This is a genomic window from Treponema medium (assembly GCF_017161265.1).
Lineage (GTDB): Bacteria > Spirochaetota > Spirochaetia > Treponematales > Treponemataceae > Treponema > Treponema medium.
Genome location: NZ_CP031393.1, coordinates 723,983 through 749,018, shown reverse-complemented (window position 1 = coordinate 749,018; position 25,036 = coordinate 723,983). Strand labels below are relative to the sequence as shown.

Annotated in this window: 21 protein-coding genes and 1 tRNA gene; 17 read left to right on the top strand and 5 right to left on the bottom strand. The window is 45.2% G+C overall.

Annotated features, from left to right (window positions below; all coding sequences use genetic code 11):
* The first annotated feature begins 43 nt into the window (after positions 1 to 43).
* The 6 genes from DWB79_RS03380 to DWB79_RS03355 all read left to right on the top strand — a co-directional run bounded on the left by DWB79_RS03380 (position 44) and on the right by DWB79_RS03355 (position 6,987).
* Positions 44 to 1,024 (top strand): AAA family ATPase, encoded by a 981-nt coding sequence (locus tag DWB79_RS03380; RefSeq protein WP_016522640.1) that lies wholly within the window; start codon positions 44 to 46, stop codon positions 1,022 to 1,024.
* A gap of 3 nt (positions 1,025 to 1,027) precedes the next feature.
* A complete protein-coding gene (locus tag DWB79_RS03375; RefSeq protein WP_016522639.1) occupies positions 1,028 to 2,488 on the top strand; it encodes a DUF58 domain-containing protein in 1,461 nt (486 codons plus the stop codon).
* Positions 2,472 to 4,457 carry a transglutaminase TgpA family protein gene (locus DWB79_RS03370; protein ID WP_016522638.1) on the top strand — a complete coding sequence of 662 codons (1,986 nt, stop codon included), beginning with the start codon at positions 2,472 to 2,474 and terminating at the stop codon, positions 4,455 to 4,457. The genes DWB79_RS03375 and DWB79_RS03370 overlap by 17 nt, the downstream gene beginning before the upstream one ends.
* Positions 4,454 to 6,292 (top strand): tetratricopeptide repeat protein, encoded by a 1,839-nt coding sequence (locus tag DWB79_RS03365; RefSeq protein ID WP_016522637.1) that lies wholly within the window; start codon positions 4,454 to 4,456, stop codon positions 6,290 to 6,292. The genes DWB79_RS03370 and DWB79_RS03365 overlap by 4 nt, the downstream gene beginning before the upstream one ends.
* Before the next feature lie 193 nt (positions 6,293 to 6,485).
* Complete coding sequence (locus DWB79_RS03360; protein ID WP_016522636.1) at positions 6,486 to 6,773, top strand: BrnT family toxin; 288 nt, start codon at positions 6,486 to 6,488, stop codon at positions 6,771 to 6,773.
* A 1-nt stretch (position 6,774) separates the two neighbouring features.
* Positions 6,775 to 6,987, top strand: coding sequence for a BrnA antitoxin family protein (locus DWB79_RS03355; protein WP_016522635.1), 213 nt, complete (start codon positions 6,775 to 6,777; stop codon positions 6,985 to 6,987).
* Between the two features lie 146 nt (positions 6,988 to 7,133).
* Here the strand turns inward: DWB79_RS03355 and DWB79_RS03350 are convergent, their stop codons facing one another.
* Positions 7,134 to 7,466 carry a PIN domain-containing protein gene (locus DWB79_RS03350; protein ID WP_016522634.1) on the bottom strand — a complete coding sequence of 111 codons (333 nt, stop codon included), beginning with the start codon at positions 7,464 to 7,466 and terminating at the stop codon, positions 7,134 to 7,136.
* A 177-nt stretch (positions 7,467 to 7,643) separates the two neighbouring features.
* Positions 7,644 to 9,257, bottom strand: coding sequence for an ATP-binding protein (locus tag DWB79_RS03345; protein WP_016522633.1), 1,614 nt, complete (start codon positions 9,255 to 9,257; stop codon positions 7,644 to 7,646).
* A gap of 492 nt (positions 9,258 to 9,749) precedes the next feature.
* Here DWB79_RS03345 and DWB79_RS03340 point away from each other — a divergent pair, with 492 nt between their 5' ends.
* From DWB79_RS03340 to DWB79_RS03320, 5 genes are all read left to right on the top strand, one after another.
* Positions 9,750 to 10,175, top strand: coding sequence for an META domain-containing protein (locus tag DWB79_RS03340; protein WP_016522632.1), 426 nt, complete (start codon positions 9,750 to 9,752; stop codon positions 10,173 to 10,175).
* Positions 10,176 to 10,296: 121 nt separating this feature from the next.
* Entirely contained in the window at positions 10,297 to 10,905 is a 609-nt protein-coding gene (locus tag DWB79_RS03335) for a DUF2715 domain-containing protein (RefSeq protein ID WP_016522631.1), read from the top strand.
* 137 nt (positions 10,906 to 11,042) lie between these two features.
* Complete coding sequence (locus tag DWB79_RS03330; protein ID WP_016522630.1) at positions 11,043 to 12,323, top strand: DUF2715 domain-containing protein; 1,281 nt, start codon at positions 11,043 to 11,045, stop codon at positions 12,321 to 12,323.
* A gap of 106 nt (positions 12,324 to 12,429) precedes the next feature.
* Entirely contained in the window at positions 12,430 to 13,029 is a 600-nt protein-coding gene (locus DWB79_RS03325) for a zinc ribbon domain-containing protein (protein WP_016522629.1), read from the top strand.
* A 281-nt stretch (positions 13,030 to 13,310) separates the two neighbouring features.
* On the top strand, positions 13,311 to 14,447 hold the full coding sequence (locus DWB79_RS03320) for a zinc ribbon domain-containing protein (protein ID WP_016522627.1): 1,137 nt from the start codon (positions 13,311 to 13,313) through the stop codon (positions 14,445 to 14,447).
* Between the two features lie 214 nt (positions 14,448 to 14,661).
* Here DWB79_RS03320 and DWB79_RS03315 read toward each other — a convergent pair whose 3' ends face one another.
* Both DWB79_RS03315 and DWB79_RS03310 read right to left on the bottom strand, forming a co-directional pair.
* A complete protein-coding gene (locus DWB79_RS03315; protein WP_016522626.1) occupies positions 14,662 to 15,600 on the bottom strand; it encodes a septal ring lytic transglycosylase RlpA family protein in 939 nt (312 codons plus the stop codon).
* A 182-nt stretch (positions 15,601 to 15,782) separates the two neighbouring features.
* Positions 15,783 to 15,868 (bottom strand) — tRNA-Leu (locus DWB79_RS03310).
* Between the two features lie 42 nt (positions 15,869 to 15,910).
* On the opposite strand from DWB79_RS03310, the gene DWB79_RS03305 reads away from it, so the two are divergent.
* The 6 genes from DWB79_RS03305 (at position 15,911) to DWB79_RS03280 (ending at position 22,885) form a co-directional block, all read left to right on the top strand.
* Complete coding sequence (locus tag DWB79_RS03305; RefSeq protein WP_016522625.1) at positions 15,911 to 16,786, top strand: TatD family hydrolase; 876 nt, start codon at positions 15,911 to 15,913, stop codon at positions 16,784 to 16,786.
* A gap of 171 nt (positions 16,787 to 16,957) precedes the next feature.
* Complete coding sequence (locus DWB79_RS03300) at positions 16,958 to 18,760, top strand: alanine--tRNA ligase (RefSeq protein ID WP_016522624.1); 1,803 nt, start codon at positions 16,958 to 16,960, stop codon at positions 18,758 to 18,760.
* A gap of 73 nt (positions 18,761 to 18,833) precedes the next feature.
* Positions 18,834 to 19,919, top strand: coding sequence for an MOSP complex formation periplasmic protein, TDE1658 family (locus tag DWB79_RS03295; RefSeq protein WP_016522623.1), 1,086 nt, complete (start codon positions 18,834 to 18,836; stop codon positions 19,917 to 19,919).
* Between the two features lie 2 nt (positions 19,920 to 19,921).
* A complete protein-coding gene (nusB, locus tag DWB79_RS03290; RefSeq protein WP_016522622.1) occupies positions 19,922 to 20,365 on the top strand; it encodes a transcription antitermination factor NusB in 444 nt (147 codons plus the stop codon).
* Positions 20,346 to 22,085 carry a tetratricopeptide repeat protein gene (locus DWB79_RS03285; protein ID WP_016522621.1) on the top strand — a complete coding sequence of 580 codons (1,740 nt, stop codon included), beginning with the start codon at positions 20,346 to 20,348 and terminating at the stop codon, positions 22,083 to 22,085. Before nusB ends, DWB79_RS03285 begins: the two co-directional genes overlap by 20 nt.
* A 47-nt stretch (positions 22,086 to 22,132) precedes the next feature.
* Entirely contained in the window at positions 22,133 to 22,885 is a 753-nt protein-coding gene (locus DWB79_RS03280) for a class I SAM-dependent methyltransferase (RefSeq protein ID WP_016522620.1), read from the top strand.
* A 13-nt stretch (positions 22,886 to 22,898) separates the two neighbouring features.
* Here DWB79_RS03280 and DWB79_RS03275 read toward each other — a convergent pair whose 3' ends face one another.
* The gene (locus DWB79_RS03275) at positions 22,899 to 24,992 is read right to left on the bottom strand and encodes a methyl-accepting chemotaxis protein (protein ID WP_016522619.1); all 2,094 of its coding nucleotides are present in this window, start codon (positions 24,990 to 24,992) and stop codon (positions 22,899 to 22,901) included.
* Positions 24,993 to 25,036 lie beyond the last annotated feature (44 nt).

Here is a 25,036-nt window from a genome sequence, read left to right as displayed (position 1 = left end):
TATAAAGTTGAGGTGTTCCGCATACTATGCTATAATCTCCGCTATGAATACCGAAAAAACGGCGGAACGGCTTCTTTCCGCACTGGAAAAAGCGATTAAAGGGAAGAAGGATGTTCTCCGTCTTTTTATTACCGCATATCTCACCGGCGGGCATGTTCTTTTAGAGGATGTGCCGGGCGTCGGAAAAACCACACTGGTAAAAACATTCGCAGCGCTTATCGAAAAAGACGGGCAGTCGGCGCGGTTCAGGCGTATCCAATGCACCCCCGACCTTTTGCCCTACGACATCACCGGTGTGGAAGTCTTTAATGCAGGGCTGAATACCTTTGAATTTATGGAAGGCCCGGTGTTCGCAGACATTCTGCTTGCGGATGAGCTGAACCGCACCCCGCCGAAGGTACAGTCCGCCTTGCTGGAAGCGATGGCTGAGCGGCAGGTAACTGCCGGTACGGTAACCCGTCCGTTAAGCCCCTTCTTTTTTACAGCGGCTACGCAAAATCCTGTGGAAAGTTTAGGCACCTATCCGCTCCCTGCCGCTCAGCTTGACCGGTTCAGTATATGCCTGTCGATCGGTTACCCCGATGAAGAAGCGGAAACCGAATTGCTGCATGAACAAACGCACCTTCCCGCTGCAGAACCGGAGCCGGTTACGCCGGTTGTTTCCATACAGGATATCGCAGCCTCGCGGGAAGAACAGCGGCAGGTATTTGTGCATCCCGTACTCGAAAAGATAATCGCGCGAATCGGAAAAGAGACCCGCGCTCATCCTGCTTTTAGGCTTGGCACATCTCCCCGCGCCGGCTTGCATTTACTGTACCTCGCCCGCACCTTTGCGCTTGTCAACGGACGTAATTGGGTTGAGGACGGAGATATCCGCACGCTTAGCTCCCTCGTCCTTGCGCACCGATGTTTGATAAAAACCGGCGACGGCTCGGCTTCGGAACTCATCAGCGGCATTACCGAAGCGGTTATCCGCACTGCCGACAAACAAACGGATTGGACAAAACCGGCTGAGGCACAATAAGGCATGATGCGGATACGGATTACGAGGTATGGCGCAGTGTACACTGTGATGGGCGCGCTGCTCTTAATAAGCGGTTTGCTCCGCGGAGAGCTTTTGAGCGCGGTATGCGGCGGGTTACTCACGCTCTATGCCGGTTTCGCTGCCGCCGGTATAGCGGTTACCGCCCTGTGTTGGAAATCGGAAGAGCCTGATCTTGCCTCAGAGGGCGGCGGCTTTACGGTTACTCCCGCCCGTTCCAAAGCGGCTCAGTTCGAATCTGCAAAGACCTTCCCTCCTTGTGTTCCCGGAACCGCAGCCTTTTTTACCATTGAGTTTTCACTATCGCCTGAGCCTACCGCAGAAACGGCCGCATGTCTTTCCATCCCCTTGCAGGGAATACAAACAAAATATCATCCCAAAAATCTGACCCGCGGACGGTACTTTTATAAACGGCTGTATCTCAATATCCGGGACTTTGCCGGTTTTTTTGCCGCGGTATATACGCAGCCGCCTTGCCTGTCCGTGCCCTACATTGTAGTACAGCCGGTGATTCCGCCGCAAAAAACGGTATTTCCCGATCTCCGTTCCCGTGCCGTAAACGACCTTCCGTCGCAAGAGCGCACGAATGAACTCTATGAATCGCGTCCGTATTTTCCCGGCGACGATCCGCGGAAAATTCACTGGAAGCTCTACGCGCACACCAATACGCTTTCCATAAAACTTGGTGCTTTTGAACCGCCGCCGGTTAAACGCTTAACGATATATATAGAAGAGCCGGTGTATTTGAAAAAAAAAGAACGGGCTTGGGTTGTCTCCATTTTTGACGCCTTTATCGGCCGTCTTTCCGGCGTGATTATTGAGCTGCTCAATGTCGGTATTCAATGTTCTCTTCTATTATATGATTATCTGCAGCAGTCCTTGCAGCGATATGAAATAGCGGAAGAAGCATCCGCCGCTGCCGCACAGATACAGAATCTGCTTGCCATACCGGCGCTCCATACTTCACCGGAAGCGCTTCCCGACGCGGTGGATATCTTTAATACAGTGCCGGACGGCGGGGGACTGTTATACTGTTACGTTCCCTCTGTGAATGCAACTCAGTCTGCGGTAGATACTCCTACTCTTGGAATCGCAGCTAAAGTATTATTCCCCCCGCCGCGTGCAGGGGATAGAACCGGTGCTGGAAACAATATCGGAGAACACATTGCAGCTTATCAAAATATTACCGCTTACCGGAAAATCACCGCTTACAGCCGGAGCGGCGTCGAAACATTTTTTTGCCTTGCCGCGCCGCCGGTATCGGAAAACTGTATGCAGGCTGATGAGCTAACGCATCGTGTCCTAAGCCGGAGAGGGATACACCGGCTGCTGTATTCTTCCGCCGCTTCCGCACGGCAGGATGCTTTTTATCGAAAGGTGCAGGAAGCTGCCGAACGGGAACTCCGTATCTTTACCGCAGGAAATTGCCATGCAGAACTACTCTAAACCTGCCGCCGTGCTCCGTATATGTTCACTCCTGCTGCTCCTTTCGGTACCGTACCGCTATCTTGCCGGTATTCTGCCCGCAGCGGCGCTGCCGGTATGGGGGCTTTGCTGCACGGCGGTAATTCACTTTCTGCATAGAAAGAGAATTCGTGCGGAAGCAGCAGTGATTATCGGCTTTTCCGCTGCGCTGCTTATCCCTGCATGTGTCCTCGGCTTGCTCGCGCTGATACCGCAGCTTATTGCGGATACCCTCTTTTTGCGCATCAAGCTGATATTCGGCTTACTTGCGCTCACCGCCTTCATCAGCGTTACCTCAACAGCGCTGTTCATTTCTACCGAACGGTGGCGGCGTTATGAACCGCTTGCTGCTATTCTCGTGTTCTCCTTGCTGTTTTTTCCGCAGCAGCACTATCGTCTAACAGCCTTTTCCAATCCGCTCTTTGCGGCGGGTTTTGCCGGTGTTTTCATGCTGCTTCAAACAGCCTTGCTCTGCATTCCGTTTTTAAAACGCAGACGGTTCGCAGCGTTTGCACTCATCTTTATCGGTTTAACAGCAGTTTTGCTCGCGCTCCTCATCAGGACATTTAATAAAGGCTCTGTCGGCAATAACGGCGGACTGCTCGAACAAAAGCTTTTCGAGTTCGATTTTTCTCAGTTTTTGCAGTTGCAGGATGAAGTAAAAATGAACACCAATCTGGTGATGGTGGTGCATGTTGATCAGGAATATGATTCACACTTGTTCCGCCGTATGTACTTGTCGGGCTGGAGTCCGCAAAAAGGTTTTTACGAAAAGTCGGCGCCCGGCGAACCGGAGCAGCCGCTGCGGATATCCGGGCAACCGGCAGAACTTCCGCATCAGTCTTTCCTGTGCCGCGAGCGGGTCAGTCAGGAAATATTTACCGTCAACCTCGATCCCGACTCCCTGGTCGCACTCGATTATCCGCTGTCGGTAACGCCGTATACGGTTTGGGACACGGTGAGTTTTAAAGGCGCTTACAAGGCGGAAAGTGAGGTGCTGCATGGCGTGCCGCTCGACCTTATTACGGCGGAGCCTCCGTCGGGAAATCCTGAAGAGGGGCTGTCGGCGGAAGCCTTGCGTTTTTATACGTCCGTAGATTCCGGCACAAAGGCGCTGCTCTTTCCTATTGCGGAATCGGTTACCGCCCCCTTTGCGCTCTACTATGATAAGGTCTACGCCTTGCTCGACTATTTCCGCGAGGGCGAGTATCGATATTCGCTTCGTCCCGGGCAGGCTCCCGACGGCGATCAGCTCCGGTATTTTGTAACCGAGTCGAAAAAGGGCTATTGCTCGTACTTCGCCTTTGCGTACTGCCTCATGCTCCGCAGCCTCGGCATTCCTGCGCGGCTTGCTGCCGGTTTTTTCCTACAGCCTGAATCGGGCATCCTCAATTATTATCCGGTGCGAGCGAATATGGCTCATGCGTGGGTGGAAGTCTTTTTCCCGTATCTCGGCTGGGTGGATATAGACCCGACCACCGAACAGCTCGCAGACGGTGAATCGCTCGATTTTTCTTTTCAGGCAGGCGGGGATCAGTTTACGCAGCTCCTCGACGAAATCCTATTAAACCGCTCGGCGCTCCGTATCAGGCACGGCGGAACGCTTTCGGCAGCAGAAGCCCAAACCGTTGCTCAACGTGTTTCGCAGTTCTTTAAAATGCACCGCGGAATACTGTTCTGCATTGCTGCGCTTGTTGCGATTCTCTTGTACGGCGCCTTCCGTGCCTATCCGTATCTGATTATCAGGTATTCACGAAATAACCGGAAAATCATTCTCACGCTGAAACGGCTCCATAAGCATCCGAGCGATGCCTTTTACGCACTCACTCAAAAAGCAAAATTTGCCCCCTCCTGTACCGACGAAGATGTTGCGATTGCAAAGCAGCTCTACCGCTCGGAGAAAAAGCAGGGAAAAAACGCTTGGAATCGAAGTCGGAGGAACGGCAAATGAAAGCGCAATACCGAAAATACCGGCAGACCGATAGACATCATAACGGCCATGCATCACGGAACGGGTTGCTCCTCGTGCTGTTTTTGTTTCTATTCCCATTGTATCTTTTCTCTGCATCGAGCACATCGAACGCTGATGAGCTGCTGCAAAAAGCGGACGCGGCGGTGCAGGCGGAAAACTGGGATACCGCTGCTGCGCTGCTCGAAGAAGGTATTGCGCGATACCCGACGAATGAGCTTTTCCAGCTCAAGCTCGGCGATATGTATTTTAGCAACGGACTGTACGAACCGGCATACCGCCGTTTTACCGAAGGCTTGCGTATCAACCGGTACAACATCAAACTCCTATACGGTGCAGCGAGCGCGGCGGCGGCGTTGAATAAAGCAGAGGAGGCGCGCGGTCTTTTGCATGAATATCTTTCATATAATCCTACCGATATTTTCGGATGGTCAACGTACGGATGGCTTTGTTTTAAAACGCACCGAACCGATGAAGGGATTAAAGCGATGCTCGATGCCCGCAGCAGCTACGGCGACGACGGCTGTATTGCGAACGCGCTCGGAAATCTGTACGGAGAACTCTTCGACTATCGGAATGCGGCGCTCTATTACCGGAAAGGCATTGAACTCGCGCTGCAAAACGATTCGCTGTACTCGGCCTCGGTGTATTCCTACAACAAGGCAATCTTGGAAACCGAATTCTATCATTTTGATCAAGCTGAAGAAGACGCCCGCAATGCTTCCGACTATTTTTCACGCTCATCGGGATATTTGATTCTCGGAGAGCTTGAAGAGCGGAAAAATAATTTTGACCGTGCGATTGCCTATTATGCGCAATCGACAAAAGATAATTATACGCCGCTGCCGCTGATCAATCTTGCAAAAATCTATCTTCGGATGGGGCATTGGGAGCAAGCGGAACGCTATATCACACAGATCGAGCGGGTTACCGACTATTCGTGGATTGCGAACTTCGGGATGAGTACCGCGCAGTTTTATACTGAGTTGTACGGCCTGTATCAGACGTTATACGAAAAAAAATATGCGGCGGAAAAGATGCGGATACCTGAAAGCGCCAAGGATTTTTTTGTCCGGTCTAAAAACCTTACAAAGTATTCCGCTTTGATTCGATATTATCGAGCGGCCTTTAGTATACATAATTTGAAATTGGCAAAGGAGTACACGATAGCGGATACGGACGGCAATACGCACGGGTTGTATAAAAACAGTTTCTATTATCGGGCATTTCAGTCGGTACCGTTTAAGGCGCGGCGGTATTTACGCCGTGCGGAGGTGCTGGAAACGTCGGTTATTCCGCAGGCGCATCCGTCATACATTGCCGAAAAAGGTATACTGCTCCGCGATGAACAACTGCTGCGGGAAGCGCTGGATGCTCTCGACCCCGTATGGGAGAAAGAACTGCGGGAACAAACTGCGGCGGCGCTGATACTCTGCACAAGAAACGCCGAACTGAAAACCGCGTTCTATCAAGAGCTGCTGCAAAGCAATCCCGCCTGCTTTCCGGAACATTGGATACGGTTGCCGGTTACGCTGACCTGTACCGGTGCAGACGAACGGCTCAGCAAACGAACCGAAAAACGCCTTGCCGCCGCTTTAAACAAATCGTTATTTACGGTTTCCGCACACGCGCCGTTTTCCATCACGGCAGTATGTACCGAAAGCGGCATCCGGCTCAGCCTTATCGGTCAAGACGGCAGTATCTATTTCCGCTACGAACATCCCGCTCCCGTTGCCGATAAACATGAGGCAGCAGCCTGCGTCAATCGTTTTGCTGCGCGACTGTTTAGAGTTGCTGTGAATAGAGGTACAAATTAATAATTAAGAATTAATTGCGGACAAACAGTCTCATCAGCGTAAAAACAAGATGCCCGGCAGTTTGATGATTTTGTTTCCGTAGCTTCAAGTTTCCTTTACCGAAGTTATCATACGGTATTACATCGATAATCGGCAGATCATGGAACAGCTCTTTTTATATTGACGAAAGCAAAGGGGAAATTATAATATAATTATGGATTCAATAATTTTTGAATGGGATCCGGTAAAAGCAGATTTGAATTACGCAAAGCACAAAGTAACTTTTGAGGAAGCAAAAACCGTATTCTATGATGAAAATGCAATATTGATTGCAGATCCTGATCATTCAAATATAGATGAAGATCGGTTTATTATGCTTGGCTTGAGTTCAGAAATGCATATGCTGCTCGTTTGTCATTGCTATAGGAAAAATGACAGAATCAGAATAATTTCTGCAAGAAAAGCAAATTTGCAGGAATCAAAACAATACGGAGGTAATTAATATGAGAGACGATTATGATTTTTCAAACGGAATCAAAAATCCCTATGCAGATAAATTAAAGAAACAGATTACCATCCGTCTTGATGACGAAGTAATCAATTATTTTAAAAATATGGCAGAGGAAACAGGTATGCCGTATCAGAATATAATTAATTATTATCTAAAGGATTGTGTAAAAGAAAAAAGACACTTGGAAGTTGCATTTCGGGAATAGACGATGCTGGCATATCTATTCCCTATCACAATCAACAACCCCGACGCAAGCGTCGGGGCACAGTACTCAACGTTTCGCACTGTGTGTTCTATAAGGTGGTTGCAGTCGGCTTTAATACCCTTTGTTACGACGCAAGCGTCAGGGTATTAAACCCTCCGCACGAATAAAAAGAACTGCTCAGGTGTGTATGTCGGAATGCGTGATAATTTAAAATCGGAAATATTACGGGAAAGTATATAATCAATATTGAATTTAACGGCACTGGCTTCGATTACTGCGTCTTGATAATCCGTTATTGGTGATAGTAATGAAGCTTTCAGTATTGTTTCATCAATTGGAATAATCTGAAAAATATCAAACAATGTTGAAATAGTAGTTACTACTTTATTTTTATCTTTTTGTTCTTTGAATAAAAAATATGATAATGTTGTAACTTCATGTGCACAAATGTACCCCGTTAATACACTTTCAGCGCACATATTAATGAGTCGCGCAGCTTCTTGATGAAAATTTCGTTTGTTTAGAAAATCAGAATACGTCTGCTTTAAGTATTTCCGTTGTATTTGCCCTGCCTATCTTGAATTTTCCTTTTGACTTTTAAGGGGTAAAATTATGGAAGAAATTGAAAGGCGCTTTATATGAAGATCAAAAAATTATTACAGTACTTCGGTTTTCCAATCTTTGATAGTACGTGTATTATCATCAAAAGCAGCTCCAATCAGCACAACCTTTTTCTCGTTCAGTTTATATTGCACGGCATAATCTTTTTCTTTTATCTGATTGATAGCATCTTCCGCCGTGCCGTTACCGCTGAGCTTAAACTCGAACAGATATATTGTATCCGCGGTGTATACCACACAGTCTGCGCGACCGGTACTACAATGCACTTCCGTCTGTACAAATTGTCCCATCAGTGCAAAGATAAGATATACTGCTGTCTGGTAATTCTGTTCACGCAGTTTCAAGTTCTTGTCTGTAAAGTTATCATACGGAATACCGGAGATAACCGACTGCATTCGCTCCATAAAGCCGTCTACATTCCCTTCGCGGATATCTTGTACAAATTGCCATACCGATTTCCCTGTTTCCCCAAACTGTACGGAAGAATATGCAGGTAATAGATTCTCTAAAAAACCGTATCGGACTTCATCATTCGGAAAGCCAAGCCGATACATTCGTGCTTCTGTTATGTACTCTTTAATCGTTAAATATCCTGATTGAAATAAAATTGGTAATGCATCTTGAGCTACTGCCAGATACGTTTCCAGTTCCGATTCATTCAATTCAACATTGCCATCGAGGTCGGGAATAAAGTAGTGCGCCTCTTTTAAGAAGTTGACCAAAAACGTCGGCGTTCCCGTACCGAACCAGTAGCTTTTTATCCTTTTTTCATCAAATGCATTGAGCACACTGAACGGATTATACATACCATCCCCTGCCGGATGGAATAGATAGCCGTCATACCATTGCTTGAGTGTGGTAACAGCTTGCGGATATTCAAGTTGTTGCCGCTCTGCAAGGGCTAGGATCTCGGGCTGAAAATTCGCTTCCAGTTCTGCCTGAGTGATACCGCAGATACCTGCGTACTTTTCATGTAGGCTAATATCTTTCAGATTATTCAGATCACTAAAAATACTGATCTTACTGAATTTGGTAACTCCTGTTAAAAAGGCAAAGCGGATATATTCATCACAGGTTTTTATCACCGAATAAAATGCTTTAAGCGTATTGCGAAAATTCTCATTGAGCGCTTCATTTACGCCCATGGTTTGCAGTAAGGGCTTGTCGTATTCATCTGCAAGAATGACTACCTGCTTTCCGGTTTGTTGATACGCCCGTTTTATAATTCCGGCAAACCGTTGCGATACTCCTTCTTCATTCTGATTCCTTCCGTACAGTTCTTCAAATTGACTTAAAAGAAAATGGAGCTGGCTTATTAAGGCTCGCTCTGTATCATATTGCCCGATATTAAAATCAAGATACAGTACCGGATATGTCTGCCAAGCCGCTCTATTTTCGCGGACAGCTTGTTCCTCTTCCGCCTGTTCAAGATAGAGCCCGTTGAACAGTTCTTTTTGTCCGAGAAAATATGCAGCTAATGTCGAAAGGAAAAGACTCTTTCCAAATCGCCGCGGCCGGCTTAAGAAATAAACTCGGCTGCTTGTTACCAATTGAAAAAGATACTTTGTCTTATCTACATAGAGATAACGGTCATTCCGTAATACCTTAAAACTCTGTATACCGATTGGCAGTTTGCGTGGAAAGTTCATGCTGTCATTATACCATGCCTACCCTTTTCCTACAATTGAGTTATTTTTTTCGTTCTTTAAAATTGAACAACTGAACAAAGTATCAACTTTGGAAGTTGTTCAATTCGTGCGCGGAACGCGCACATATAATCTGAAAGTTTGCACAAAGCAAACTTGACGTGTTTTTCAGCCGCGCCATTTTAGCGGCTGAAAATAAACCTTCCTTAAAAATAAGCATCTGAAAAGATTTTCAAATCTTGAAAATGCTTATTTCCCGCCGTTTCGTAACGTTAGTGAGAAACGGCATACAATACGCGACGTTTGCGTGAGCAAACTCGCCGTGTTTTTAGACAATGCCAACTGCATTGTCTAAAATAAGCGTTCGCTTAATGTAACTGCAAAGTACGTAAAGTATAACTCAAAAAGAAAAAAACGTATTTTTATCCTTGACTTTTGAGGGGGGGGGGGGGTAATATGGAAGAGAAGTATTTCGTAAGGATGTAAGGAGTTTTTATGAAACAAAAAAAATCTATTCTAACGGTTACTCTGGTTGCAGTTCTTATTGGCGCTGCATTCTTATTTACCGCGTGCTGGCAGGGGACTCCCGCCGGAGGAAACGGCATTCCCGGAGGGGGTGGCGGAGGCTCCGGAGGCGGAAATACTGCATCAAGTATCGAGGGGCGTTGGAAGGCTAATGGCGGTCAGTTGGTTTTACAACTTAAAAGTGGGAAAGTTACATATACTAGTACTGTTGGCGGCGAGGTGTCTGGCAGCGGTACATATACAATAACAGGGAATACAATAACATTTACCGGTTTTACTAATCCAGGACTGCAAATGCTCTTCAATAGGGAATTTAAATACAAGATTGAAGGGAATATCCTTACACTATTGGATGGCGCAACGGATACTCCCATGTATCAATTCGAAAAAGCATAGGGTATTTTACGTCGAAACGTAACATATTTTTTGCAGTTACAATGACAACCTCTAAAATAGGAATAGAGGGTGTCTATAATTTTTTACGGTATGGTTAATACCAAAAAGGAGTTTTTTTTAAATGAAGAAAATTGCTATTATGCTTTTCTGTCTTGCGTTGGTTTCTGCACATGCGTTTGCGGAACTTGTTTTGATGCCGGGAGCGGGGCTCAGCTATTATTCGGGTTCAACCGGAGAAAAATCTTCTATGTCTATGCTTCCCTTTGGAGTCGGCTTAGATCTTTCGTACCTGACGGATTCGGGTTTTACGCTCTGCATGGATAATGATTTTCAGTGTTTTTTAAAAGTAAAAAATACTGTTGAGGGAAATGCTCCCGTAAGTATATCTGTAAATAAGGGTATAGTATGGAATTCTCGAATAATGCCGGGCTATACTTTTAAATTTGCAAAAGACAATGCATACCTCCGTTTGGCAGGTGGTCTTGCCGTAGGTACCTTCGGTTATGAAGTTACGGAGGCGAAGACTGTATCCACAGCAATTACAGTAGGTTTGGCTTTTAACCTAAAATTCGAGTATTTTTTTACAAATCTGGTAGGCATCGGTATTTCACTTAATGAAATACCCTCTTTTTATTCAACAAACCCTCCGGTCGGAAGAGCTAATATTTTTAATGTAAAACTCGGTCCCTCATTTAGGCTCGGGGTGAAAGGGCAAGCAGCTAAAAAATAATTCTGGCGGTGCTGGAGCGTCGAGGTTGCTTATTGCAAACGTCGTTTATCAACCCAAATCTCGTACCGGGATTTGGGTGATTTTATATTATGGAAAGGTTGGGAAATAGAGCGCACACAACTATAAGGATGAACGTTATGAAAACACTTAAAACAAGGATAATGATGTCTGCGTTCGCAGCAATGTATTGCTTTTTAGCAGTTTCTTGTATGACGGTGGATAGACGCGGGGCTTTTCTTATTGATAGTCCGAAAGTAATAAAAGAGCACAATATCATAGAGGATAAAATCCTACCGTATATTGCCGAAGTGCTTGAGTACAATAACCCTTCCGGTACAAATGATCCACAAGCTGCGCAGTATTTCCGTACCATTCCAACGGTCAATAACATGAACTATGACAAATTTGTTGACTGTCAGGACTATGCACTCCTTTTTTATGCGCTGTGTAAATATTATAATATTGATTGCAAGCTTGTCGGCAATCCAACCTTGACCCATGCGTATAACCAGCTGAATGTCCGCGGCCATGCCGTTGATGTTGAACCGCAAAACGGAGAAGGAACTGTGTATTTTGTCGCACAGCACGGTTGGGAGCTTTCTAAAAACGGGCTTTTTATAAAACGAATCAATACACATCCTGATAATATAGTTATGGATATTGATGAATGGAACGAACTGGGCAGACAGGGACGCTTTGTTAGCCCTGCCAATATGGAGCTTTTTAATTATGTTGTTAAAAACGGCCGCCTTCCCAATCACGAAATGAAAAAAGAATATCCTGCGCCGGATTTATTAACAAATAACAGCGTCCACTTGCTCACACCTTCCATAGGGTACAATTATTCCTCATATACAATCGATCAAACAAGAAAATCTCATCAATTCCTCCTTGGTTTCGATATGCTTGGCAGGGCTCCGAACGGCTTCTCTTACACGGTTGGCGGTGGTTTATCGATAGGCGCTCAGATGAGCGAATCTTTAAAGTCTTCGTGGTCAAAAGAGTGGGGCGTACCGTACACCGCTTTTTCATCGGTTCTTTCTGCACACATACTTTCCGGGTATACCTTTAATGCAAAGGATTTTTATCTTACTGCGGCGGGTGGTATTGGATTTTCCGTTAGTATCTTTGAGAAAACATCCTTTCTTTCTTTTATACTGCCGGTAAGTTTAGAACTTAAATACTATTTTACACGTAGTTTCGGCATCAGTATTGCGGGTACGGGGACATGGGGTATTGGGACTTTGATTACGTTTCCAGAAATGCCTGTTAATAGTGCTTCAGAATTCTTTCTGAGGGCATCAATGTTCCATCCCACCAGTATGAATTTTGCAGTAAAAATCGGTCCGACAATCAGAATCCCCGGGCAAAAAGGGTTAAATGAAAAAATTCGTGAATTGCAAAATAAGCGAAGATAAGAGGCAAATAATTTTGCTATATAGAGAGAAATTATTATGAAAAAGATTATCGTATGTATGTGTCTGCTTGCTTTTACCGGCGCGGTGTATGCGCAGGGAGAATTAGATGTCACCGATGTATGATTGGTCGTATACGGAAAGAGTGAACCTGAACGGTAGATGGTTTTACGGTTCAAAAGCAGATGGTTTACAAAATAATTTTGCCGATTCGTACCGCGAACAAGACGGCTATGCGATTGTCCTGGGGCGTAGATTGCATTATTGGCTCTATGATACCCAAACTTACCATGGTGGCGATACTTTCGAAATATGTAACCACATTATTCCGCACTGGGTAGAGCGACTTGGTTATGTTATCGACTTTGATAATATAGACGTGTCTCAACCCAATACCGGTTTGGCATCTTCCGTAAAAGCTTTAATGGCACAGCGCTGCTGTGATGTCAGCGTGACGCTCATTGAAAACGTTGATTATGTGTATGTTGTAGTAAATGAGCATCTGGCAAAATGGAGGCAGTACAAAACGACCGTTTATTATTTGATAGAGAACATGTCGTTTGATACAGTTGATAACGAAGAATATCAAACGATAGAGCAGAGCGATGAATACAAAACCTGCCCATACTGCGGTGAAGAAATAAAAAAAACCGCCGTTAAATGCCGGTACTGTAATAGCGATTTACCGGAATCATTACCTACTGTATAAGGAGCTATAAAAAATGAATAAAAAACTTTTTTCTATGGCGGTACTATCCATTGTTTTGCTCAGCAGTATCGGTGGGATACCGCTGAGCAAAACGTTTCTCCCGCTTCGGATTTTGAGTACGACTTAAACGGAGACGGTACGGGAGTAGTTATTTTAAAGTACGTCGGAAAAGGCGGCGATATTGTCATCCCCGATAGCATTGAAGATTTCCCTGTCGTTTCGGTAGGATGCGGATTTGATAACCTCTATTTGATACGGTTTATACCGAAGGAGATAAAACGATGGAACAGAGCGATGAATATAAAACATGTCCTTACTGCGGCGAACAAATAAAAAAGAGAGCTATTAAGTGTAGGTATTGCGACAGCGATCTATCCGGCTCGCATTCTACACAGTCCGCAGCGAAAAATACTGAACACAATGCACAGTCGAGAGGAAAATCGCCCCGTAAAAGGTCTACTAAAAAACAGAATATTGATTTAGAGAATATTGCACAGCTTTGTATGCACCGGCAAAGAGAAGGTTTGTGTGATAGAAATTGTGCAGGCTGTGTGTACAATGTGCATAATTATAATGTTTCACCGGATGATAAGGCGTATGCACTGGCAAAAGCAAATGCTTATTATGAATACAAGGACAAAGAAGCTTCTAAAATTCCGTGGGGTTCACTTATTCTTATAGCAGTCTGTATTTGGGCATGTGTGTCAGTTAAAAATTGCTACACTTCTACAGTAGAAAAGCTTACAACAAAGAAAACTGAAAGCGTCAAAGTAGAAAGACCAATAGATGTAAAGATGGATGCTATAAGAGCAGAATATCAGCAGAAAAAGCAGCAAGAATGGCTTGAAAAGCAAGACTTTTATCCGGCATACAAGAAATGGGCGGAAAGAGTGGAAAGCTATGGCAATATAAACGAAAAAAAAGCAGCTCCGCAAAGTAAGAAAGCCCAACCGGCAGAACAAAAAAGGTATGAGAATTATATTTATTATCACTCAAAACCTTTTAAGCAGCCAACAGTAGAAGAAGCCTTAAAACGTGCTCATGCAACACTTCGTGATGTAAATGGAGATGGAAAAATAAACTGTATTGACCAAGCAGTGCGCTTTCATGAGATAATGCCACTGTCTGTTTTTGTTTGGCACAATAATCAAGCAACTGGTGGATTAAATCATTTATTTATTGGCTATGAAGATGGAACGAACCCTAATAAGAAAACGATTCGAGTTGTTGAAACATCGGTAAATTATTACATACAACCATGGGATTTTTGGGGTGAAAGATTTAAAAAAAAGTATTGTATTATTGATGCAAAGAAGTTTGAAAAATATGCAACATTGAAAGAGTGGGAATGGAATAACTACAATGAGAGAGGGTGGACATGGAAAGAAGAAATTGGGACAGGATACGAAATAAAGTAGCAAGTCCAATACTTGAGATACGAAAGATGAAAAGAAAACTTTTAGTAATATGAATTTTGCTGGCAGGGAAAGTTTAAAGCAATAATGACTGGTTACGGAGCACATCGCTGTCGGGGACACGATCGCTATAGCATATAACAATCGACAACTCCGGCACCTTGCGTCTCGGAGTTGTCGATTTGTCTGATACGTTTACTTTGATAAAAAAATTGGCTTACCAGCTTTCCTGTCTGATTACGTAATCGGTGAAGGAATGATTTGCCAGTGCTTCTTTTACTTTTTCAAGATCGTCTGGTTGTATACCCGGAAGGACAACCCGTACCGATTTTTCAGTACGCTCATACGCAGGGTCGAACCCTGCTTTTCTCAGCTGGACAACAAGCCGCAGTGCATTTTCTTCCCGCGTAAAAGCACCCAGCTGAATTCGCCACAACACACCGGAAGTTCCCGGTAAATAAACCGGCGCTGGAGTTTGTTCCGGTTGTGCAGAAACTGAACGGTTTGCAACACCTTTGACCGTTTCAGGCTTTGCTGTTTGTTGATCTACAGATGCCGGTTGTCTTTGTGTTGTGTTAGACTGTGATGCTTGAGCTGGTGTTACTTGAGACGGCGCCGGTTGCGCTTCTGCTGCTGCGTCGGAACCTTTAGCCGGTATATCGGACACTGCATCCTTCTGAACAGGCACTACTTCAGGTTGTGTACCGGATGCGAACGGTATTTCTTTTTGTGCAGGCTTCGCCAGTGTGTCGCTGTAAATGTCAGTTGTTGCAACGAGTGCTGCATGATCAAGTGAATCAACTCTTTTAATCGAAACTCGTGTAATACCGCGGCTAATCATCCCCAAGGATTTAGCTGCGGCTTTTGATAAATCTATCTCACGGTTTGGGACGAATGGGCCGCGGTCGTTTACGCGTACCACCACTTTTTTCCCGTTTTCAAGATTGGTTACTTCAAGAAAAGTTCCGAACGGCAGTGTTTTATGGGCTGCCGTATAGGCATTCATATCGAAAATTTCGCCGCTTGACGTCGGTCGGCCGTTAAAAGCTTCTCCGTAATAAGATGCATAAGTTTCTGCTGTGAGTAATTCTTCCGCTCCAAGGGGCAATAACAACAATGCCCCCACCAGAGCTGACAGTACATGGTATTTTCTCATAAGATCCTCCCATAGCTTCATACAGACAATATCGGAAAACAAGAAAAAAAATTAAGTACAAAAGGGGGGAAGATGTTTTTAAGGAATCGATGGGGAATACTATCTATTGATTCTGAAGCTTTATGATACGGGATATTATTATAGAAACATTGTGCATAGATAAGGCATAAGATGAAAGAACCTGCCGGAGACGAGACTTGAACTCGTACGACCGTTACCAGTCAAGGGATTTTAAGTCCCTGGTGTCTACCAATTCCACCACTCCGGCAAAGATGATATACTATACCGGAAATTATAGAGGCGGTCAAGATTGTTTACGGACTCTCATTGTCATTTACATCATATTTCTCAAAAAACAGCACACTTTCCGCTGATACTGAAAGCGATGCAGGAGGAAGGGTATCCTTTTATAATGGATATCGGAACCGATGCCGGAGATTTTACACCACGGTATAACACCGTTGCGGAAGCTTGCGGCAAAGATGGCTCTATACCCGATTTTATCCATTTTTCTGCAGGATTGTGGCCAGGACGTGCCGCTATTGAACATCCGGCAGAGGCGTTGCAAAAGCTCAGTGCCGATATTCAAGCGATCCTCAAAAGCGGGCAGCTGTATACGGCGGTCGGAGAATGTGGTATAGACCGGTATTGGAACCATGCCGGAGCAACCGGTACGGGAACCGGTGATCTCGCCGGTGAAGAAACGCTTTTTAAAGAACAGCTTGCCCTTGCCAAACGGTACGGATTGGCTGTGATTATTCATTCACGCGACGGTTTTGAAGCAACGCTCCGCTGTATCGATGAAGTAGGCTGGCACCGAGGCGTTATTCATTGTTTCTCGTACGGGAAAAAGGAAGCCGAAGCTTTTTTAGAACGGGGCTGGTATCTTTCATTTCCGGGTACCATCACATACACTGACAACGCCGAAACCGCTTCCTCAATAGCGGAACTGGTACGCATGGTGCCTGACGATAAACTACTATTGGAGACGGATGCCCCGTATCTCGCCCCTCAACCGGTTAGACGGGAGGTAAACACCCCGTTGAATATTCCGTATACCTATCAGGCTGCAAGTGAGTACCGGCAGTGTACGGTAGAGCACTTATGCGAAATCGTGTACCGGAACTGCCACCGCCTCTTTTCGCTGCTGTGTAAAACCCCGGACATCCGTGTCCGTTCTGCATAGCCACCGCTTTTGAAAATAGGCGGTACAGATGCTAGGAGCGTACAAAAAACACCCGCAGGCGTACTTGTTGTACGTCGAGGACTGTTTTTTGTTAAGCGACAACGCAGATGTGCCACCTATTTTCAAAAGCACAGTTGACAGGCTTAATAGCTTTTCTTACTATGATAAGATATGAATAAACACATTACAGCAGACGAACTTCGTTCCAAGTATATTGCATTTTTTAAAAGCAAAAATCATGTGGAAATTTCCGGTAAGTCGGTAATTCCCGAAAATGATCCCACCGTATTGTTCACCACCGCAGGTATGCACCCGCTTGTTCCCTATTTGATGGGCGAACCGCATCCTGCCGGAACCCGTTTAACAGACTATCAAAAGTGTATCCGTACCGGAGATATCGATGCGGTAGGAGATGCTTCTCACCTTACCTTTTTTGAGATGCTGGGGAACTGGTCGCTCGGCGACTATTTTAAGAAAGAAGCAATCGGATTCAGTTTTGAATTTTTAACCAGTCCGCAGTACCTTAATATCCCGATCGATCTCCTTTCGGTAACGGTCTTTGCAGGAGATGACAAAGTGCCGCGCGACACCGAATCGGCGGAGATTTGGGAAAAGCACGGTATCCCGAAAGAACGAATTCACTTTTTACCCCGCGAGGATAACTGGTGGGGACCAGCAGGAGAAACAGGTCCTTGCGGTCCCGACACCGAAATGTTCATCGACACGGGAAAACCCGCGTGCGGCGCCGAATGTCGTCCGGGTTGTAGCTGCGGTAAATACGTCGAAATATGGAACGACGTATTTATGCAGTACCGCAAGGAACAAGACGGTTCGTATCATACCTTGGAGCGGCACTGCGTCGATACCGGCATGGGGATTGAGCGTACCGTTGCGATGCTGCAGGGAAAAAAATCCGTCTACGAAACGGAGATTTTTACCCCGCTGATTGCCGCAATCGAAAAGATTACCGGCTATCAGTACGGCAGCGATGCTGAAAAAGATGTATCCGTTCGTATTATATGCGATCATATCCGTGCCGCTACCGTTATCTTGGGAGACCCGAAAGCGGTGCTGCCGTCCAACGTCGGGGCAGGGTATGTCCTCCGCCGCATTATCAGACGGGCTGTCCGCCACGGCCGGAAACTCGGCATTGAGGGAACTTTCCTCGCAATTCCGGCAAAGGTGTTCATTGAGCAGTACAAGGACGCATATCCCGAATTAAAAGAAAAAGAAGCATCCATCTGCGCCGAGCTTGAGGCGGAAGAAAAGCGTTTCCTCGAAACCCTCAAAAAAGGTGAAGCTGAATATGAAAAAATGAAGCCGAACCTGTTAAAGAATGCTAAAAAGATTATCCCGGGCAGGCTTGCCTTTAAACTCTACGATACCTACGGCTTCCCCATTGAGCTTACCGAAGAGCTTGCGCGGGAATCGGGTTTAACCGTTGACAAAGCGGAATTTGAAGAGGCCTTTAAGAAGCATCAAGAACTATCCCGTGCGGGCAGTGAACAAATTTTTAAGGGCGGTTTAGCTGATCATTCCGAGCAAACCACTGCATACCATACGGCAACGCATCTTTTGCATAAGGCGCTGCGAATGGTACTCGGCGATCATGTTGAACAGAAAGGGTCTAATATTACGGCAGAACGGCTCCGCTTCGACTTTTCTCATCCGCAGCCGATGACTTCCGAAGAAAAAGCCGAAGTTGAGCGCATCGTCAACGAGCAGATCCAAGCTGATTTACCGGTTACTATGGAAATAATGTCGCTTGAAGAAGCAAAGCGTGCCGGTTCGATGGCGCTTTTCGGTGAAAAGTACGAGGATACCGTCAAAGTATACTCCATCGGAAACTTTTCAAAAGAAGTCTGCGGCGGCCCGCACGTAGAACACACAGGAGTACTTGGCCGGTTTGTAATCCAGAAGGAACAATCGTCATCGGCGGGGGTTAGACGTATCCGTGCGGTTCTTACAAAATAGGACATACGAGATCTGTAAGTAACTTACTGACGATTCGGTTGTTTACTAATATCAAAAACCTGAAGAGGATATGATGAAAAAAACTGTAATTACATTGTTTATTGTATTAAGTTTGTCTATAAGCGGCGTTTTTGCCCAAACTAATCTGCAGCCTATTGCAGAAGTAAAGCTTACCGGTAGAACACCGATTACGCTTGGGCAGCTTAAAACCCGTGTTTCAGCCTTAGAAAAGGAAATCGGCCGAAAGATGACCGTTCCGGAACGGCAGCAAACGCTGGACGGTCTTATCAATGAGCGCTTAATCGTACAGGCGGCTGAAAAAGACGGGATAAAAATCATGGATTCGGAGGTAAACAATTACTTTACCGAATACGTATCCAATCAATTGGGGCAGCAGGTATCCGAAGCGGATTTTGCAAAACTGATTAAAGAAAAAACGAATATGTCGCTTGACGAATATATGAAAGCACAAAACGGTATGACCCTTGCTGAATTTAAGAGCTTTTTACGAACCCAGCTGACCGCACAAGCGTATGTGATGCAGAAAAAACAAAAAGAACTGCAATCGATTCCAAGTCCGACCGACGATCAAATCCGTTCATATTATGAGGTCAATAAACAGTCTTTCGTGCAGCCTGACACAGTACAGCTTTTCCTTGTGGTAGCACCGAAAGGCGACAAAGCGAGCGCTGCGGAAAAAACGATAAAAGATATTCAAAAAAAGCTGACGGCAAACCCGAAGGCTACCGCGGATATCCGTACAAAATCGCAGGAAAAGAATTCAAGTTATCAGGCTGGAGAAATTTTTGTCAGTAAAACCGCATTGGCAGCCGAACAACTCGGTATTCCGATGGAAGAGCTTCTCAAGATTTTTAACATGAAAGTAGGAGAAGTGTCTCCAATAACTGAAACGGGTGCCAATTACCAGTGCTTTGTTGTTCTAGAGAAAAAAGACGCGAAAATACTCGGTTTAAGTGATGTTGTAGAACCGGGCGGGAATGTCAGCCTCTACGAATATATAAAAAAAATGGTGATTATGCAGCGCCAAAACGAAGCGTTGAACAATGCACTCGTTTCAGTAACTAATGAACTCCGTAAACCGGAAAATTTTGTTATATTCAAAACTGGCGTCGACCTTGAAAAAACGCTTTCGTGGTAAAAATGGCGATCGGAAGACGACGCGGGAGGATTCTTGCGTTTCAGGCGTTATTTGCTTGGGACGCAGGATCGTTGCCGCCTGATGATTTATTGCTCTTCCCATGGGCGGAACGTACCGGTAAAGAGGTGCATGACGAAGATTTTTTATTTTCGCAGCTTCTTTTTTTAGGTACTGTTGAGCATATCAATGAAATCGATACCCTCATTACCAAGAACTTGGAAAACTGGGATTTTAATCGGCTTAAATTGGTGGATAAGGCTATCCTGCGACTTGGTACTTATTCGCTTCTCTTCCAACAAGATACCGATCCCAGAATCGTGATTAACGAAGCGGTTACCATCGCTCGAACGTATGGCACCAATGATTCCTTCAAGTTTGTAAACGCAGTACTTGACAGTATTAAACGAGAGTGTTTAGACTGCTCTTATGAAAAGGACAAAAACTAATCTCTTTCTTATAGGAAGTCTTTTCCTCTGCGTCGTTGTTGCTGCATGTTCAAAAACAGATAAAAATGAGCTTTTTCAACAAAAACTGAATGTTATTGATGGTGTTGTGCAAGAAGGCAACACTCAAAAAGCGCTGAATAGCTTACGTGCGTTGCGTAAAAAGGCACAGATGCCTATTCAGTATTTAAGCATTGCAAAGCGGGAGTTGCAGCTGCATAATCCCGTACAAGCCTTACAATCAATTCAGGCAGGTCTGAAAAAATATCCCGATGATCCGATGCTTAAAGCGGCTCTTACTCATACACTGATACAGGAAGACCGGATAGAAGATGCTGCCGCGGCGGCTGAATCTTTGCTCGGCACTTCTTATGCCGGTATTGGGACGGAGGCGCTTATCCTTGCGGATAAGGCAAAACAAACATACCGGACACCGGTTTCTTTTTGGCAAGAAGGATTTCGACTTACGGGCGAACATATTTTCTTGGAGAATGCTGCCGTAATGCTTGCTCATCAAGGCGACATTGCACAGGCCGCTGCGCTCCGTTCCCGAATTGCTAAAGAAGAAGCGCTTCGGTCTCCTTATTTTTGGTCGTGTTTGGCTTATGATATGGGAAACTTCCAGCCGGTACTGGACGATTTAGTCTACTCACTCGCGTATGCCGACATGGCAGGAATTCCTGAAAATAATCCCAAAGCTTTTGAATACGCCCGCCGTCACCTTTTGCTTGCTGCCGATGCAAGTGCGGGACTTGGCGATATGGAGCAGGCACGCGGTTTTTGGCACATATATGTCGATCGTTATACGGATTCCTCAAGCGAAGTGTTTTACAACTTAGCGATGACTGCCGCTACGGAAGAAGAAAAAGCCGAAGTCTTGATTGATTGTATTTCGCAAAATCCGGGATATTATCCGGCTGTTGCACAGTATGTCCGTGCGTGTTCCGCTATTAATGCAGTGCATAATCAAAACAATCCGTTGGAAGAGTATCTGCAAAGCAAGGATTTTTTCTCGTTAGAGATGGAAAAAAAGTTGTTTGTTTCTTCGGCTTTTACGCTTTCTGCTGAGCAGGTACTTGAGGGCGCAATGGCGACCGACAGTGATGATGTACGGTTCTTGCTGGAAGCGTTCCGATATCGTTATGTCCAGCCGAAAAACTATACGCAAGGAAACGGAGAAATGTGGAAAATTTTGGAAGCCCATCCCCATAATCCGCTGGTAAAGGCGTATGCACGCTGGTATTTTGCTTCTTCGGGCGATTTTAACGCTTGTTTTGGAATCGATAAGGCTGATAATCATGATGAAGATGTATTCTACAACGGTATCCGGCGTGCAGTGCAGGGGTATTCAACTGCGGCTCTAAAGAATTTTGCTGAGGTGGAAACCGAGAGCCGCTATAAAATTCCTGCGGTGGTTGACCAAGCCTATATCTATGATGCCCGCAATGAACCTGATATGGCGATTAAGTATTTCTCCCGTGCTGCGGAGTTCCTTTCCGATAAACGCTCACAGAGTAAGATGCTCTACGAAGCCGCGCGGATATATGCCGAACGCAATGGGATGCCGGAAGCAATTATGCTGTTGAATCGAGCGCTGAAACTTGATCCTGAAAATCATCGAGCCAATGTGCTGAAACAAAAATTGATTGCTGACGGCAGTGTGAATCGGAATTCCGGTTTAGATGCATTCTTACAAACAGGTGCGGATACCAATCCAGAGTAGTGCAACCGGCGGCGTGAGCCTTAAAACGGAGGCGAGTGAGGATCGATATGAACGATTGGTTTGAAAATGAATCTTTTTGGGTACAGTATGCACCTATCATGTTTGATACCTCGCGATGGAAAGAAGCTTTCGCCGTTGCTGAAGGCATTTTCACACTTGCAGGGACAGGACGTCCGCCGCAGGAATTAAAAGTTTTTGATGCCGGATGCGGCTTAGGCCGTATCGCTGTTGAACTTGCCGTTCTCGGGGCGCAGGTTACCGGTGTCGACCTTATCAAACCGTTTTTAGATGCAGCGGCAGAGGCGGCTGCAGCAGAAAATGTAACTATTGAATGGGTGCAGGCGGATTTACGGGAGTTTATACGCCCCGCCGCTTTCGATATTGCAGTCAATATGTATACCAGTTTCGGCTATTGCAAAACGATTGAAGAAGATGCACTCATTATCCGCAATATTGCACAATCGTTAAAAAAAGGCGGCTGTTTTATCCTCGAAATGGTGGGGCGGGAAATAGCCGTGCGGGATTTTACTGCCGGAGAATGGTTTGAGCGGGCAGGGTATACCGTACTCACCGATTTTACGGTAGAAGGCGCATGGGAGGGCTTACGCTCTCATTGGCAGCTCTACACAAAGGACGGCCTCAGGGCAGACCACACCTTTGTGCAGCGCCTCTATGCCGCAACCGAATTGCGGCAGCTTATGCTGTCTGCCGGTTTTACTTCCGTCGAAATATACGGCGACTTTGACCGCTCCCCCTATAACGAGTGCGCCCGAACCATGATATTGGTTGGGCGTACATAGGGGAAGTATTCTCTTATTGGACTTTAAATTTTCCTACTTCCTGCGCCAAGCCTTCAATACTGTGTTTATTCTTTTGCGTAATCTCATTGACTTCTTGTACCGTATTGTTAATCTGTATTGCACCTGCCGCCATTTCATTCATACTGTCAGTGATAATGCGGGTAAGATCATCAAGTTTGCGCATTTCAGCAGCAACACCTTCACCGCCTTTCAACATTTCTTCAGAACCTGCCTGTACTTCTATTGTTACCGTGTTAATGCTCTTAATAGCAGTGAGTACCTCTCTGCTGCCGTTTTCTTGCTCCCTCATTGCTTCGGTAAGTCGATCACTCATCGATTTTACCTGTTCGGCTAAGTTAAAAATTACATTGAATTTTTCTTCTACTGTTTTGGAAGATGAGGACAGTGTTTCGATTTCCCCGCTCAGTGTTTTCAGTGTTGCGGTAATCGCTTTACCCTGCGTTGCTGAATCCTCTGCTAACTTACGGATCTCATCGGCAACAACGGCAAAGCCTTTGCCAGCTTCCCCTGCATGCGCAGCTTCTATTGCAGCATTCATCGCCAATAGGTTTGTCTGTGAAGCAATGTGTTGAATAACGCTGGATGCATCCATTAGCGACCCTGATTCTTCGGCAATCTTCTGTGTTACAGTATTGGAGGTAACGAGTGTGGATTTGCCATCGCCAGTCGCTGCAGTGAGCGTTCGAATTACATCGTCGGTTTTACTCAATGTCTGTCCGATGGAAGCAATATTCGCGACCATTTCTTCTACGGAAGAAGAAGATTGTGCAACACTTGCTGCTTGAGTTTCAATACTGATATTCAACTGCTTTATTGTTCGGACAATTTCTTCGACGGTGGCAGCAGTTTCGGTAACACTTGCCGCTTGGGTAAGCGCCTGTTGTTTTACTCCATCGATGTTTGCGCTAATCTCATTCACTGCGCCGGCTGTTTCAAGCATATTGGTAGACAACTCGTTTCCGATTTCTTCCATTTCCTTACTACTTGTTCCAACCGCTTGTATTGAAGCGCCGATTTTAGCAATTGTTTCGTTAAAATATTCGGATAGCTCAGTTACCTCGTCATTACCGATTACAGGCAACCGTACCGTCAAATCCCCCTCCTCTTGTGCAATATTTTTTAAGGCAGTAACGGCAGTCTGTACCGGTTTTACCATTGCACGGGCGATAATATATACAATAACGATTGCCATCAGCAAAATGATAAGCCCTATAATCAGCATAGTACCGCGCAAGGCATTGACGGTACCCATAAACTCCTCTGCCGGTGCATTGACAAGCACTGTCCATCCGGTAGTTTTCATTACAGCGTACGCCGCGATTTTTCGTACTTTGTTGTATTCATAATATCCGATTGCAGTCTCTTTTGCTTCAAGCGCTGTTTGTAATAATACCGCAAGAGAAGTAAAAGCCGAATTCTTTTCGGCTTCTTCTATTGGATTAAACTGATTTTTTATCAATTCCGTATCTTGATCAGCAATGACTATTCCCGCATCTCCTATCATAGTACAATTACCGGTTTGTCCGATAACGATATCTTTTACGGCATTGTACATCGCGAATCCGTCGATTGTTGCTGCGAGTATATTCTGTGCTTGATTATTATCATCATAAATCGGAACAGCAATAACGATAACCATTTTACCGTTGATAAGAGACACAAAAGGTTCGCACATCAAAGGTTTTCCGCGATAGGCTTTAAACCAAGCTGTTGAAGAAATATCACTCGTTCGCCCATTAGCTAAATAACCGATTCCATTTTGATTGACAATATTGAGTATTTGAAAAGAATTATTTTTATCAGAGAGTTCTTTTAACAATAGCGCTTTTTCAAAATACGATAATTCGGTACTCCGCAATGCCGGCATCTGGGCAATACCTTCAAGCAATTGAAACCACTGTTCAATTCTGCCGTCCAGTATTTCAGCTGTATCGTGCACCTTATCCAGCAGATGCACCTCAATCTTTTCTATTACAGCTTTGCGTGCTGTGCGAACGGCCAGAACACTTTCTATTGTTAAAGCTATCACAATAAGAAAACCGAAGATGAGAATAAGTTTGTATCGAATAGAAAAGCGCTTTTTCATTATTGATCTCTCTCCCTATGTAAATAAAAGTATAGACCTTTTAC

Coding starts and splice junctions, on each gene's coding strand:
- DWB79_RS03275 (WP_016522619.1), bottom strand. CDS start 24,992: ATGAAAAAGCGCTTTTCTATTCGATACAAACTTATTCTCATCTTCGGT.
- DWB79_RS03300 (WP_016522624.1), top strand. CDS start 16,958: ATGAATAAACACATTACAGCAGACGAACTTCGTTCCAAGTATATTGCA.
- DWB79_RS03375 (WP_016522639.1), top strand. CDS start 1,028: ATGATGCGGATACGGATTACGAGGTATGGCGCAGTGTACACTGTGATG.
- DWB79_RS03350 (WP_016522634.1), bottom strand. CDS start 7,466: ATGTGCGCTGAAAGTGTATTAACGGGGTACATTTGTGCACATGAAGTT.
- DWB79_RS03325 (WP_016522629.1), top strand. CDS start 12,430: ATGTCACCGATGTATGATTGGTCGTATACGGAAAGAGTGAACCTGAAC.
- DWB79_RS03380 (WP_016522640.1), top strand. CDS start 44: ATGAATACCGAAAAAACGGCGGAACGGCTTCTTTCCGCACTGGAAAAA.
- DWB79_RS03355 (WP_016522635.1), top strand. CDS start 6,775: ATGAGAGACGATTATGATTTTTCAAACGGAATCAAAAATCCCTATGCA.
- DWB79_RS03335 (WP_016522631.1), top strand. CDS start 10,297: ATGAAGAAAATTGCTATTATGCTTTTCTGTCTTGCGTTGGTTTCTGCA.
- DWB79_RS03315 (WP_016522626.1), bottom strand. CDS start 15,600: ATGAGAAAATACCATGTACTGTCAGCTCTGGTGGGGGCATTGTTGTTA.
- DWB79_RS03370 (WP_016522638.1), top strand. CDS start 2,472: ATGCAGAACTACTCTAAACCTGCCGCCGTGCTCCGTATATGTTCACTC.
- DWB79_RS03360 (WP_016522636.1), top strand. CDS start 6,486: ATGGATTCAATAATTTTTGAATGGGATCCGGTAAAAGCAGATTTGAAT.
- DWB79_RS03320 (WP_016522627.1), top strand. CDS start 13,311: ATGGAACAGAGCGATGAATATAAAACATGTCCTTACTGCGGCGAACAA.
- nusB (WP_016522622.1), top strand. CDS start 19,922: ATGGCGATCGGAAGACGACGCGGGAGGATTCTTGCGTTTCAGGCGTTA.
- DWB79_RS03365 (WP_016522637.1), top strand. CDS start 4,454: ATGAAAGCGCAATACCGAAAATACCGGCAGACCGATAGACATCATAAC.
- DWB79_RS03295 (WP_016522623.1), top strand. CDS start 18,834: ATGAAAAAAACTGTAATTACATTGTTTATTGTATTAAGTTTGTCTATA.
- DWB79_RS03345 (WP_016522633.1), bottom strand. CDS start 9,257: ATGAACTTTCCACGCAAACTGCCAATCGGTATACAGAGTTTTAAGGTA.
- DWB79_RS03340 (WP_016522632.1), top strand. CDS start 9,750: ATGAAACAAAAAAAATCTATTCTAACGGTTACTCTGGTTGCAGTTCTT.
- DWB79_RS03330 (WP_016522630.1), top strand. CDS start 11,043: ATGAAAACACTTAAAACAAGGATAATGATGTCTGCGTTCGCAGCAATG.
- DWB79_RS03280 (WP_016522620.1), top strand. CDS start 22,133: ATGAACGATTGGTTTGAAAATGAATCTTTTTGGGTACAGTATGCACCT.
- DWB79_RS03285 (WP_016522621.1), top strand. CDS start 20,346: ATGAAAAGGACAAAAACTAATCTCTTTCTTATAGGAAGTCTTTTCCTC.